The sequence below is a fragment of the Chryseobacterium sp. CFS2 genome (assembly GCF_036543225.1).
GTDB classification, from domain to species: domain Bacteria; phylum Bacteroidota; class Bacteroidia; order Flavobacteriales; family Weeksellaceae; genus Chryseobacterium; species Chryseobacterium culicis_A.
Genome location: NZ_JAZHQU010000009.1, coordinates 173,434 through 186,502 on the forward strand (window position 1 = coordinate 173,434; position 13,069 = coordinate 186,502).

Here is a 13,069-nt window from a genome sequence, read left to right on the forward strand (position 1 = left end):
GTATCAAAAAGAAACAGCCTTTAATTTTTAAATATTTAAATGATTAAATCTTTTAATCAAATATTACATATGAATTGGCCTTTTTGCCGTAGCATCCAACGCAGCTTCTTTAATCGCTTCTGCATAAGTTGGGTGAGCATGAGAACTTCTTGCGATATCTTCAGCGCTTGCACGGAATTCCATAGCAATTACTCCTTCTGCAATAAGGTCAGCAGCTCTTGCTCCTATGATGTGCATTCCTAAAACCTCGTCTGTTTTTTCGTCTGCAATAATCTTAACAAGACCATCGATATCACCGCTTGCACGGCTTCTACCTAATGCTCTCATTGGGAAAGATCCAACTTTGTAAGCTACTCCTTCCTCTTTCAGCTGCTCTTCAGTTTTACCAACTCCTGCAACTTCCGGCCATGTATAAACAACACCAGGAATAAGGTTATAGTTGATGTGAGGTTTTTGTCCAGCTAATGTTTCAGCTACAAAAACACCTTCTTCTTCAGCTTTGTGAGCAAGCATTGCCCCTTTGATAACGTCACCAATAGCATAGATATTCGCAACATTCGTTTGTAGGTGGTCGTTTACTTTTACTCTTCCTCTTTCGTCAAGTTCTACTCCTGCTTTCTCAAGGCCAAGACCATCTGTGTAAGGTTTTCTTCCCACAGAAACTAAACAGTAATCTCCTTCTACTACTACTTCTTCTCCTTTTTTATCTTTAGCCGTGATCTTTACTGTATCTCCGTTTCTTTCAACCGCAGAAACCGCAGTAGAAAGCATAAACTTCATTCCTTGTTTTTTAAGAACTTTAGTCAATTCTTTGCTTAAAGCTCCATCCATTCCAGGGATGATTTTATCCATAAATTCAACAACCGTTACCTGAGCTCCCAATCTTAGGTATACAGAACCTAGTTCAAGACCGATAACTCCACCTCCGATTACTACCAGATGCTTAGGAATTTCTTTAAGGTTTAAAGCTTCCGTAGAAGTAATCACTCTTTCTTTGTCTAAAGAGATGAAAGGCAGTGCAGATGGCTTAGAACCCGTTGCAATGATTGTATATTTAGATTCGATGGTTTCAGAAGAACCGTCGTTTTTCGTCACTTTAATCTGAGTAGCAGATTCGAAGCTTCCTACTCCTTCAAAAACAGTAATCTGGTTTTTGTTCATCAGGTAGCTGATTCCGTCAGTGTTTTGTTTGATCACTTCGTTCTTACGCTCGATCATTCTTGCGATATCTGCCTGAGGCTCGTTGATGATAATTCCGTGACCTGCAAAATTGTGTTTTGCATTTTCGAAATGTTCAGAGCTGTCAAGAAGCGCTTTTGACGGAATACATCCAACGTTAAGACAAGTTCCGCCTAAAGTTGAATATTTTTCAATAATTGCTGTTTTGAAACCTAATTGTGCTGCACGAATAGCAGCCACATAACCACCGGGACCAGAACCTATTACGGTAACATCGAATTGACTCATGTTATTGTATGAATTTGTTTATTATTATCTATCTTAATTCTCACAAATTTACATATAAATTACCAAGCACCAAAGTGAGTTTTATCAATTTTAAAAATGATAATTATATGCTTTAGTTTTATGAAAAATATTATTTTATGAACTTTATATTTTCTTCATTCCCTTCCTTCAGGTAAATTGCGGTGAAGACCAGGGGTTTTTCAGCTGATGCATTATCAAAATGAAGAATTTTCACGTTTTTAGGTTCGTAAAAAGCATCTCCTGCATGAAGCACCACTTTTTGTTGTCCTTCAATCTGAAAAAAGGCTTCGCCAGAATTTATAATTCCTAAAACGGGACAGGGATGCAAATGTTCGGGAGCTCCTTGTCCTGCAGCCATTGTTATTTCCTGAATTTCTGTAGATTTAACATTCTGATCAAGAGCCGTTTTTAATAATTCTTTTCTGGAGATGGTCTTCTGCTGAGCTGCTAAAACAACAGAGTTCAGCATCAAAATAACAATTATAAATGGCTTCATTGATTAGATATTTAATGTATTGAATCAGTATATAATATTAGATATTCAGTTTTCCTTGTCCAAATGTACCTGTGCTTTCAAAAAAAGAACCACCATATACATACCAGTCAAGGCTTTCCAGATATTCCACTGCATTTTCCGGAGTAATCTGTGAACGCTCTTTTTTCGAAACAATTCCTTTGTACCATCTTGCTGATTTGGAAAAACTTTCATATTCAACAAAATAATGAATCCATATTCTTTGGCACAGCTTGCACTGTTGAATCGTTACTTCTCCATATCTTCCGTCTGTATGATCTATACCTAATTCCGAACTTCTGAATTCAGTATAATTGAAGTCAGGTTTTTCACAGGCACATCCTAATTTTTGGATTTTATTCATTGATATTGATTTAATAAAGCCCCAAATCTAAGAAAATAAACCTCCATAAGGCAAATAATATGATGAGACTACTTCATTAAATCCAGCAAAACTTTCTCATATTTATCCAAAATAATATTCTTAGAAAAACGTGATTTAATCGAGTTTTTTATAGCATCTCTGTTGTAATTGTTCTGCAATACGGTTACAATCTGCTGGGCAAAACCATCATAATTTTCAATATTGGCAATTTCACCATTTATATTGTGCTGGATAATTTCATTAATTCCCCCGGGACAGTTATTGGCTAAAGAATAAGTTCCGCAGGCTCCTGCTTCCAGAAGAACATTCGGAAAACCTTCATATCTTGAAGAAAGAATGAATAGATCAGCATATTTCAAGTACTGATAAGGATTCTCCTGTCTGCCATGGAAGATCACTTTTTTCAGTCCTAAAAGTTCTTTTGTCTGAACCAGAATGTCTTTATCTTTTCCATCTCCCAAAATATGAAGCATAATATTCTGATTTTTCAGTCTCGAAAAAACTTTCAGTAAGTTGTCAAATCCTTTTCTGGAAGATAAATTACCAATGGCAACCACATTTTTATAATTGTATTTGAAGCATTCTGGTTTTAAAGATATTGCCATTTTATCTTCAATGAAATCAAAGTCTACAGGATTATTGATCTTGACAATTTTTTTCTTTTTAATATTAAAATTATCCACCAGATCTTTCATCATATCATCACTCTGAGCAATGATTCTCTGATAATTATTGTAAAAATTATAGAAGAATTTAATCTCTTTGCGGGTTACATGCTGGGTAACCACATTGGTTTCCCTGGCAATGAATTTCGTTCTTGGAAAGAGTTTTATAAATAGAGATAAATAGGCATTTACCTCTCCGAAACCTGAGAAAACAATATCCGGTTTTCTTCTGTAGATTTCTCCTAAAATAGGCCTTAATGAGTGTCTTATTCTTTCGGTATTGATATCGATGATTTCGACATCTTTTTTCAGAAAATTCAAATATCCGCCTTGTTTACGTAACAGCAAAATCTTGGGTTCAAACCGATCTCTGGAAAGATGATTCGCTATAGTAGTAACAATCCTTTCTGCTCCCCCGGTTTCTAAGTCCGGCAGAATAAATATGACAGATATCTTTTTCATCAGTGTAAAGTTAGTAAAAAGTTTGATTAAAAGTCAAATATAGGAAGGGTGAAGATTGTTGTTTTGATGGTAATTAACAGAAATTAACTAAGCTTTAAAATCTGATTTGATTTTACTATTTACTGTAGACGTAACACGCTATAAAAATAAAGTAAGCCTTTCTGAGGAAAAGCTTACTTTATTTAATTAATATTCTAAAAAATATTGATTTTTTTAATTCGCTACGTCACTGATAAATTTAATCCTCAGCATCCTTACTTCTTCATCAGACAATTCATCCCCGAATTCATCCAGTAGTACCTTCATACTGTCACTTTCAGATTCGTTCATAAATTCCATAAAACCGTCTACAATATCTTCATCAAAATTATCTTCAATATAATAGTCGATATTCAGCTTTGTTCCCTGATATACAATCCTTTCCATTTCTTTCAGAAGTTCATCCATAGAAAGGTTCTTGGCTCTTGCTATATCTTCAAGATCAATCTTTTTATCCGTACTCTGGATAATGAAAACTTTGTGGCTGGATTTATTGGCTACCTGTTTCAATACCATATCCTGGGTACGTTCTATATTATTCTCTTCAACGTACGTTTTAATATAGTCTGCGAATTCTTTACCATACTTTTTGGCTTTTCCTTCACCTACTCCATAGATTTTGGTAATTTCATCAACTGTGATGGGATACTGAACCGTCATATCCTCCAAACTCGGATCCATAAATACGGTATAAGGTGGAATTCCGTGTTTTTTGGCCACTTTCTTTCTCAGTTCTTTCAACAGGTTGAAAAGGTTCTGATCCAGGCCTCCACCCGCCTGCTGCTGTACCTGGTCGCTTTCTGCTTTTGCCTGATTAAGATCAAATTCCCTGTCTTCAGCAATCAAAAAGATATTTTTAGATTTACCATTCAGGACATTTTTCCCTTTTTCTGTAATTTTTAAAACCCCATAGGTTTCAATATCCTTCTGTAAAAAATTCTGAACAGTAGCCTGTCTTAGAATCGTTTTCCAGTAGTTATCTTTTTCTTCTTTTCCAAAACCAAAATGAGAACTTTGTTCCAGTTTATAAGATTTCGTCACGGCATTTTCTTTTCCTACGATGACAGAAATCAAATCTTTAGACTTGAATTTTTCTCCAGTGTTACTGATCAGTTCCAGCGATTTTTCCAAGTCTGCAGTGGCATCCTTTAATTTTGGCGGATCGGATGAATTATCACACATGATTGCTCCGTCTCCGTCTACCGGATCAAAACTTTCTCCAAAATAGTATAAGATATATTGTCTTCTGCTCATTGAAGTTTCAGCGTAGCCTACCACTTCATTTAAGAGCTGCAGCCCGATTTCTCTTTCAGAAACAGGTTTCTGTGCCAGGAATTTCTCCAGTTTTTCAATATCTTTTGGATCATAGAATGCCAGACAGTGACCTTCACCTCCGTCTCTTCCTGCCCTGCCGGTTTCCTGATAATAGCTTTCCAGTGATTTCGGAAAGTCGTAATGGATGACAAAACGGACATCCGGTTTATCAATTCCCATCCCGAAAGCGATTGTTGCTACGATCACATCCACTTCTTCCATCAGGAATTTATCCTGATTCGCTACTCTAACCTTCTGATCAAGACCTGCGTGGTAAGGAAGTGCATTGATTCCGTTGACCTGCAGAAGCTGGGCAAATTCTTCAACTTTTCTTCGGCTCAGGCAATATACAATTCCTGATTTCCCTTTACGCTGATTGATAAATTTAACGATTTCCTTATCTACATTAATTTTAGGACATACTTCATAGTATAGATTAGGACGGTTGAAACTTTCTTTGAACACCAATGCATTCGTCATTCCTAAAGTTTTCTGGATATCATCCTGAACCTTAGGAGTAGCAGTAGCCGTCAAAGCAATCACCGGTACATTGGCGATTTTGTCTATAATCTGTTTCAGATTCCTGTATTCCGGTCTGAAATCATGTCCCCACTCTGAAATACAGTGAGCCTCGTCGATAGCAAAGAAAGAAATTTTCACTTCTTTCAAAAAATCCAGGTAATCATCTTTAATCAATGATTCAGGAGCTACATACAGAAGTTTGGTTTTGCCGCTTTTGATATCGTCAAAAACCTGCTTGGTCTGCGTTTTGTTTAATGATGAATTCAGTACGTGGGCTACCCCATCTTCCGAAGAAAGGCCGTTCACGGCATCTACCTGATTTTTCATCAACGCTATTAAGGGCGAAACTACTATTGCTGTTCCTTCCGAAATAAGAGCCGGAAGCTGATAACATAATGATTTTCCGCCACCTGTAGGCATTAAAACAAATATATCCTTCCCATTCAATAGGTTATCTATAATTTGTTCCTGCTGGCCCTTAAATGTAGAAAACCCAAAATACTTTTTCAATTCGCCTGATAAATTGGCTTTTTTTGCGCTCATCTAATTTTCTATTGCTAAATTTGCATCTCACCCAAAGTTATAAAAATTCTGCTTAAAATAAAAGCGAACGAATTTATAAAAAATAAAATTTATATTAAATATTCTTTTTAAAATATAACGTTTTTTAGGAACTTTTTTGTATACCTTATCATCATAAAATGGATAGAACCAACATTATATCAATTGCAAAAAGCACTTTAGAAATAGAAATTTCTGAACTCGAAAAATTAAAAAACAGAATTGATGACCAATTTGCCCATGCCGTAGAGATCATTCACTCAGCAAAAGGGAAGCTCATTGTGGTAGGAATAGGGAAATCTGCCCATGTTGGTAATAAAATTGTGGCTACATTAAATTCTACTGGTACTCCTTCTCAGTTTTTACATGCTTCGGAAGCTATTCATGGCGACCTTGGAGTTATTCAGAAGCAGGATGTTGTTTTATGCATCTCGAATTCCGGAAATTCTCCAGAAATTGCCAATCTGGTTCCTTATTTAAAGGATTATTCTTCTGCTCTGATCGGAATGACAGGAAATAAGAAGAGTAAACTCGCTGAGTTTTCTGAGGTTATTTTAGATACTCATGTGGACGTTGAAGCTTGTCCTAATAAATTGGCACCTACCAGTTCTACCACCATTCAGATGGCATTGGGAGATGCTTTGGCTGTGGCATTAATGGAATTGAATGATTTCAAGGCTAATGATTTTGCGAAATTCCATCCGGGAGGAAGCTTAGGAAAAAACCTGACTTCTAAAGTAGAGCAGTTCCTTTCTTCACAAAAGCCTCAGGTCTCTGAAGATGCATCCATAAGAGATGTAATTATCTCAATCAGTGGTTCAAGCCACGGAATCACAGTGGTAACGAATGAAGACCAGATTATTGGTGTTATCACAGATGGAGATCTGAGAAGAATGCTGATGAAAGGAGAAGATATCAGTAAGGTATCCGCTAAAGATATTATGTCTGCCCATCCAAGAACCATTGAAAAAGATGCTTTGGCCAAAGAAGCTATGAAAATTCTGAAAGGAAATAATATCGGCCAGCTTGTTGTAACGGAAAACGGAAAATATTTCGGGATTATAGACCTGCATAAACTGCTGGACGAGGGAATTAATTAGAAGGTAAAAATTCAGAAGTTGGAGGTTAATAAATAAAAGATAATAGGCAGATTAAAAGTAAAATTTAACTAATAACCTGCAGACTCTTACTTCTGTCATTTTTTTCATAAATTTGCGCTTTAAAAATTGTATTCTGTGAGTGATGGTAAAGACATGTCCTTCCTTGGACATATAGGAGAATTAAGAGGGCATCTGATCCGTTCGATTATTGCTATCATAATTGCTGCTTTTGTGGTTGGTTTTAATATCAACTGGATTATGGACCATATCTTTTTTGGGCCCACCAGGAATGATTTCCCAACCTTCAGAGTTGTTAATCATTTTTCCAGAATGATTTTGGGAGAAGACAGTATTCATCTCCCAAAGGACTTCCCTGTTCGTGTACAGAGATTGTATCAGCAGTTCAATGTGATGATGGCTGTTTCTGTTTTTGGAGGAATGGTAGCTGCATTTCCTTATATTGTATGGGAATTATGGCGTTTTATCGGTCCTGCTTTGCATCCAAGAGAGAGAAAGAATTCTATCTATATTATTAATGCGGTATGGATACTTTTCATGACCGGAGTATTATGCGGGTACTTCTTAATCCTTCCGTTTGCGGTTAATTTCGGGGTTATCTTTAAGATTTCAGACATTATTGTTCCGCTTTATGACTTAAGTGATTATACCACTTTATTTTTACAGGTAGTTTTGGGTATGGGTGTTATTTTCTTATTCCCTATTCTTATCTATTTCCTTACGAGCATCGGAATTCTTACGCCTATGTTTATGAAAACGTACCGTCGTCACGCTATTGTTTTGATTATGGTTGTCGCTGCAATTATTACTCCTGCAGACGTTTTAAGTATGCTGATGGCTGCATTCCCGCTGCTTATTTTATACGAGTTCAGTATTATGATGTGTACATTCACTTATAAAAAAGTACAGAAGAGCAACGGAAATCTTCCGGCAGTACAGAAATAAACAGTATTTTTTACTAATAAAAGCTTAAGCGCTACTATTCAATTGAATCGTAGCGCTTTTTTTATTTGAAAAAATTAACATTAATTATATTTATTCTTAATATAATTAAAAATAACGATGAAATTCAACTAAAATTATAAAGTTGTGAGCAATTAACAATGTATCACTAACAAAAGATTTAAAAAAATAAACTATCTTTAAAACTTTAATAACAATCAATAAAAAAATATGAAAAAGAAAATTATTTTCGTCTGTGCATTGGCATTAAGTCTGAGCGGTTTACAGGCACAACGCTGGGAACCGGTCTCGGAGAAGATCACGCCAGTAAGAAAAGAAGTAAAAGTAGAATACGCCTACAAATTTGATCTTTCTGCATTGAGAAATCAACTCAAGAATGCTCCTGAAGCAGGAAAAGGAGGAAACCCGGTAATTGTTTCTCTTCCTACAGCAGACGGAAGAGTTGAAAGATTCTCCGTGTACAGCTCTCCGGTAGTAGAAAAAGCGATGGCGGAAAGGTATGAATTAGGTGCCTATTCAGGTATAGGACTGGATAATCCTCATAAACAAATCAGATTCAGTACTGCTCCGAACGACTTCCAATCTATGGTATTCAATGCCGATACCGGAAAATACGAATTTATAGAACCCATCAACAAAGAAAAGGATGTATATGGAGTCTTTTTCAAATCTAACAAATCTCACGAAGATCCTTTCGAATGCCGAACTTCTGAACCTGAGAAGGTAAAAAAGGAGATGAATAAGCTGCTTAAAACAAAAAATGTTTTGAAAGGGCTAGGCAACTCTAATAAAAGTAATGAGCAAAAATACAGAACCTATAGAATTGCCATCTCCGTAAACGGTGAATATACCCAACTTGCCGGAGGTGTTCCTCAGGCTGCAGCCCGTATTAATGCCACAATGAACCGTGTAAATGGTGTTTTTGAAAAGGATTTTGGAATCCATATGATTGTACAGGATCTTCCACAGCTTATATTTGCAGATCCCACGACGGATCCTTATTCGAATGTAGTAGTAAATCCAAACGGTACATATAGCGCTCCCGGTGCATGGAACCTCCAGCTTCAGCAAACCCTTACCAACACTGCCGGTGTAGGTAACGCTGCCTATGATATTGGACATTTCTTTGGCCACAGAGGCGGCGGCGGAAGTGCAGGAGATGTAGGAAATGTCTGCAGAAATCCTGCAAGTAACAATGATGCTACTTCTAAAGGAGCAGGAATTACTTCACCTTCTACTCCGGACCAGCCTTTTGGAGACAATTATGACATCGATTTCGTAGCTCATGAAATTGGCCACCAGTTCGGTGCAGCACATACCATGTCTATTGCTTTGCATGGCGCTCATATGGAGCCGGGATCCGGATCTACGATTATGGGATATGCCGGAATTACCAACTATAATGTTCAGATGCACTCTGATGCCTATTTTCATACCAAAAATATTGAAGAAGTAGGAGCTTATGTCAATTCTCAAGACTGTGGAACGATTACAGCGGTAGCCAATACCCCTCCTTCAATACAGCCAATGGCTAATAAAATGATCCCTAAAGGAACAGCTTTTGTGTTAACAGCTTCAGCAGCAGATACACAAAATGACCCGATGACTTATACCTGGGAGCAATATGACCTGACTACTTCTGCTTTTGGCCCGGTAAGTGCAACCAGAAATAATGGGGCAAATTTCAGATCTATAATGCCTACAAATTCTCCTACACGTTATTTCCCTAAATTGTCAAATGTTCTTAATGGAACCCTTACCAGTGCTGTAGACTGGGAAACGGTATCCAATATTCCAAGAACAATGAATTTCAAGGTAATGGTAAGAGACAATAATCCGGATGCTGCACAACAGCAGACACAGAGCGGCCTGATGAAAGTAGATATAGGAAATGAAGGCCCTTTCAAAGTAACTTCAACTACAGTTTACAATAATACACCAGGAGCTGTTACCTGGGATGTGGTAAACACGAATAATGCTCCATATAATGTACAAAACGTTAAAATAGATTATACTACAGACAATGGAAGCACATGGACGGTTATTACTCCATCTACAGCAAATGACGGATCCGAACCATTTTCATTCTCTTCTCTGGCAACAGGGGCCAGTGTAAAAATAAGAGTAAGTGCCATTGATAATGTATTCTACGCCGTTGGAAATGCTACTGTTTCTGCATCTGCAAGTGCCTGTACAACATCTGCTCCGGCAGGTATTACGGTAACAGGTATTACAAGAACTTCAGCATCCGTAAACTGGACAGCGTTAGTAGGAGCAACGTATTCTGTGATGTATAGAAAAGTAGGAACAGCTACATGGACTACTGTTCCTGTTTCAACAAATTCTTATAATATTTCAGGACTTACTGAAGCTACTCAATATGAAGTACAGATAGCGAATGTTTGCGGTGCATCCGTTGGAACATATTCAGCATCCACAAACTTTACAACATCTTCATTTGCTAAATGTTCAGTAACAGGAACAAATGCTGCTGATGAGTATATTTCCAATGTTACAGTAACTGGTGCCGGAATGAGCCCTGTTTCAAACAGCAGTAGTAATACTCCTTACACAGACTATACTACAGATCCTTCCAAACTAATTACGCTTATGTCCGGATCTACAGGAAATAATGTAAGTATAACCAAAGGATGGACAGGTGCTCAGTATAATGATGGAGTAACAGCCTGGATAGACTTCAACAGAGACGGAGTATTCTCCTCTTCTGAAGTCATCTACACCAGCGCAGCTAGTACCATATCACCTGTTTCCGGAACATTCTCCGTACCGGCAGATGCTTATACCGGAGGAAACGTAATTATGAGAGTTGTATTAGGATATGAAAGCCAGCCCAACAGTGGCTGCAGCAACCAGCAGTATGGCGAAGTTGAGGATTATCCGGTATTGATTCAGCAACAGCTTTCTACCAGTGAGACCTTGAAAGACAAGAGCGCCATCCAGATCTACCCTAACCCGGCAAGTGATGTATTGAATGTAACTCAGATTTCATCAAAAGCTCAGTTTATCATTACCAATATGGCAGGTCAGAAAGTAATGAATGGCCAGATTAATGATAATAAAATCTCTGTTTCAAAATTAAATACAGGAGCTTATATTATTTCAATTGAAGATAAAGGAACGACTACAAATCTGAAATTTATCAAAAAATAAAACCTCACCCATTTTTTTACAGCCCGGCAATGACCGGGCTTTTTTTATGCCTTTTTAAAATCTTGTATTTAATTTGATTTCCGGCATCGGGCTATTAATTTAATTTTATACTTTTGAAAAGATTTAATAATAAAAGTTTAAATGAAAAAATTGTCATATACACTCTTATTTGCATCAGGACTGGTTTTCGGACAGTTCTTTGAGAAGGGTAAGGTTTTCACCAAACAGGATACATTAAAGGGTTCCAATACCGAATTCAGAAATTTTTGGGATGTCAAAAAATATGATCTTTCCGTAGAGCCTGATTTTGAACAGAAAAGCATTAAAGGAAATAATAAAATCAGTTTTGAGATCATCAAAGATGTTACTAATCCTGTTTTCCAGATTGACCTTCAGCAACCGATGAAAGCTGATAAAATTGAAGGAAGCTTTCCTATTGCCAATTATAAGCAGGATGGAGACTTTATTTTCATTACCACCAATAAAAAATTCAAAAAAGGCGAAAAATACACCATTACTGTCACCTATTCAGGGAATCCTACCATTGCTAAAAAAGCACCTTGGGATGGCGGATGGGTTTTCACTAAAGATGAAAAAGGAAATCCATGGATGACTGCTGCTGACGAAGGAATAGGAGCTTCTATATGGCTTCCTACCAAAGATATCTGGAGCGATGAACCTGATAACGGAATCATTATGAAAATTGTAACGCCTAATGATCTGGTAGGTGTGGGTAACGGCAGGCTAACTGATAAAAAAACAACGGGCAGTAAAACTACTTATACCTGGGAGGTTAAGAATCCCATCAATGCCTACTCCATTATCCCGAGTATAGGAAAATATGTGAATTTTAAAGATGTATTTGAGGGTGAAAAAGGAAAACTGGACCTGGATTATTGGGTAATTGACTATAATCTAGACAAGGCAAAAAAACAATTTCAACAGGTAAAACCTATGCTTTCAGCATTTGAATACTGGTTTGGTCCGTATCCGTTTTATGAAGATTCATACAAACTTGTAGAGTCTCCTCACCTTGGTATGGAACATCAGAGTAATGTAGCCTATGGAAATAAATATCAGAACGGCTATCTTGGAAGAGATCTTTCAGGGACAGGAGTTGGATTAAACTGGGATTTCATTATTATTCATGAAAGCGGCCACGAATGGTTCGCCAATAATATTACCGCAAAAGATCAGGCGGATATGTGGATCCATGAAAGTTTCACCAACTATTCTGAGACTCTTTTCACGGAAAAATATATGGACAAAAAATCTGCTGAAATCTATGTTCAGGGGATCAGGAAAGGGATAGACAACGACGTTCCTATTATTGGCCAGTATGGCGTAAGAAATGAAGGCAGCGGAGATATGTATCCGAAAGGAGCCAACATGATTCATACGATAAGACAGGTAATCAATAATGATGACAAATTCAGACAGATTTTAAGAGGTTTGAATAAAGATTTTTATCATCAGACCGTTACTACCCAGCAGATTGAAAATTATATCTCCTCAAAATCGGGAATTGATTTCTCAACTGTTTTTGATCAGTATCTGAGAACGATAAAAATCCCAACTCTTGAGTATGCTCAAAATGGGGATACTTTAAAGTTCCGTTATACTGATGTGGTAAAAAATCTGAAATTACCTATCATCATCAATGGTGATCAGACCATAAATCCAACAGAAGAATGGCAAACCGTAAAGCTTAAGAAAAGTACTCCGGTGGAGCTAAACCCTAATTATTATATTAATTATTCTAATACTAAATAAATAAAAAAGGCAAATTTGCACACCCGCAGATTTGCCTTTTCGCTTTTTCACAGTAAAAATTTAAGAAAAGTTTAATACTTTCTCCGTAACAAAA

General features: G+C 37.0%; 9 protein-coding genes. 4 read left to right on the plus strand and 5 right to left on the minus strand.

Annotated elements, in window-relative coordinates; translation table 11 throughout:
• Positions 1-63: 63 nt before the first annotated feature.
• The 5 genes from lpdA to recQ form a co-directional block, all read right to left on the minus strand.
• Positions 64-1,467 (minus strand): dihydrolipoyl dehydrogenase, encoded by a 1,404-nt coding sequence (gene lpdA / locus ODR02_RS19700; protein ID WP_105701327.1) that lies wholly within the window; start codon positions 1,465-1,467, stop codon positions 64-66.
• A gap of 130 nt (positions 1,468-1,597) precedes the next feature.
• The gene (locus ODR02_RS19705; RefSeq protein ID WP_209784203.1) at positions 1,598-1,984 is read right to left on the minus strand and encodes a cupin domain-containing protein; all 387 of its coding nucleotides are present in this window, start codon (positions 1,982-1,984) and stop codon (positions 1,598-1,600) included.
• Positions 1,985-2,021: 37 nt separating this feature from the next.
• Positions 2,022-2,366, minus strand: a complete 345-nt coding sequence (locus ODR02_RS19710) for a hypothetical protein (RefSeq protein WP_209784202.1) — start codon at positions 2,364-2,366, stop codon at positions 2,022-2,024.
• A 68-nt stretch (positions 2,367-2,434) separates the two neighbouring features.
• On the minus strand, positions 2,435-3,514 hold the full coding sequence (locus tag ODR02_RS19715) for a glycosyltransferase (protein ID WP_209784201.1): 1,080 nt from the start codon (positions 3,512-3,514) through the stop codon (positions 2,435-2,437).
• Positions 3,515-3,727: 213 nt separating this feature from the next.
• On the minus strand, positions 3,728-5,932 hold the full coding sequence (gene recQ / locus ODR02_RS19720) for a DNA helicase RecQ (protein WP_309513228.1): 2,205 nt from the start codon (positions 5,930-5,932) through the stop codon (positions 3,728-3,730).
• Between the two features lie 158 nt (positions 5,933-6,090).
• On the opposite strand from recQ, the gene ODR02_RS19725 reads away from it, so the two are divergent.
• The 4 genes from ODR02_RS19725 to ODR02_RS19740 all read left to right on the plus strand — a co-directional run bounded on the left by ODR02_RS19725 (position 6,091) and on the right by ODR02_RS19740 (position 12,975).
• The gene (locus ODR02_RS19725) at positions 6,091-7,050 is read left to right on the plus strand and encodes a KpsF/GutQ family sugar-phosphate isomerase (protein WP_209784199.1); all 960 of its coding nucleotides are present in this window, start codon (positions 6,091-6,093) and stop codon (positions 7,048-7,050) included.
• Positions 7,051-7,185: 135 nt separating this feature from the next.
• Complete coding sequence (tatC, locus tag ODR02_RS19730) at positions 7,186-8,013, plus strand: twin-arginine translocase subunit TatC (RefSeq protein WP_185126812.1); 828 nt, start codon at positions 7,186-7,188, stop codon at positions 8,011-8,013.
• Positions 8,014-8,241: 228 nt separating this feature from the next.
• Entirely contained in the window at positions 8,242-11,202 is a 2,961-nt protein-coding gene (locus tag ODR02_RS19735) for a reprolysin-like metallopeptidase (protein WP_309513229.1), read from the plus strand.
• Positions 11,203-11,343: 141 nt separating this feature from the next.
• A complete protein-coding gene (locus ODR02_RS19740; protein WP_209784197.1) occupies positions 11,344-12,975 on the plus strand; it encodes a M1 family metallopeptidase in 1,632 nt (543 codons plus the stop codon).
• Positions 12,976-13,069: the final 94 nt, after the last annotated feature.

Bases quoted from the DNA above. Each gene is read 5' to 3' on its own strand.
- lpdA (WP_105701327.1), bottom strand. From the start codon at position 1,467: ATGAGTCAATTCGATGTTACCGTAATAGGTTCTGGTCCCGGTGGTTAT.
- ODR02_RS19705 (WP_209784203.1), bottom strand. From the start codon at position 1,984: ATGAAGCCATTTATAATTGTTATTTTGATGCTGAACTCTGTTGTTTTA.
- ODR02_RS19710 (WP_209784202.1), bottom strand. From the start codon at position 2,366: ATGAATAAAATCCAAAAATTAGGATGTGCCTGTGAAAAACCTGACTTC.
- ODR02_RS19715 (WP_209784201.1), bottom strand. From the start codon at position 3,514: ATGAAAAAGATATCTGTCATATTTATTCTGCCGGACTTAGAAACCGGG.
- recQ (WP_309513228.1), bottom strand. From the start codon at position 5,932: ATGAGCGCAAAAAAAGCCAATTTATCAGGCGAATTGAAAAAGTATTTT.
- ODR02_RS19725 (WP_209784199.1), top strand. From the start codon at position 6,091: ATGGATAGAACCAACATTATATCAATTGCAAAAAGCACTTTAGAAATA.
- ODR02_RS19735 (WP_309513229.1), top strand. From the start codon at position 8,242: ATGAAAAAGAAAATTATTTTCGTCTGTGCATTGGCATTAAGTCTGAGC.
- ODR02_RS19740 (WP_209784197.1), top strand. From the start codon at position 11,344: ATGAAAAAATTGTCATATACACTCTTATTTGCATCAGGACTGGTTTTC.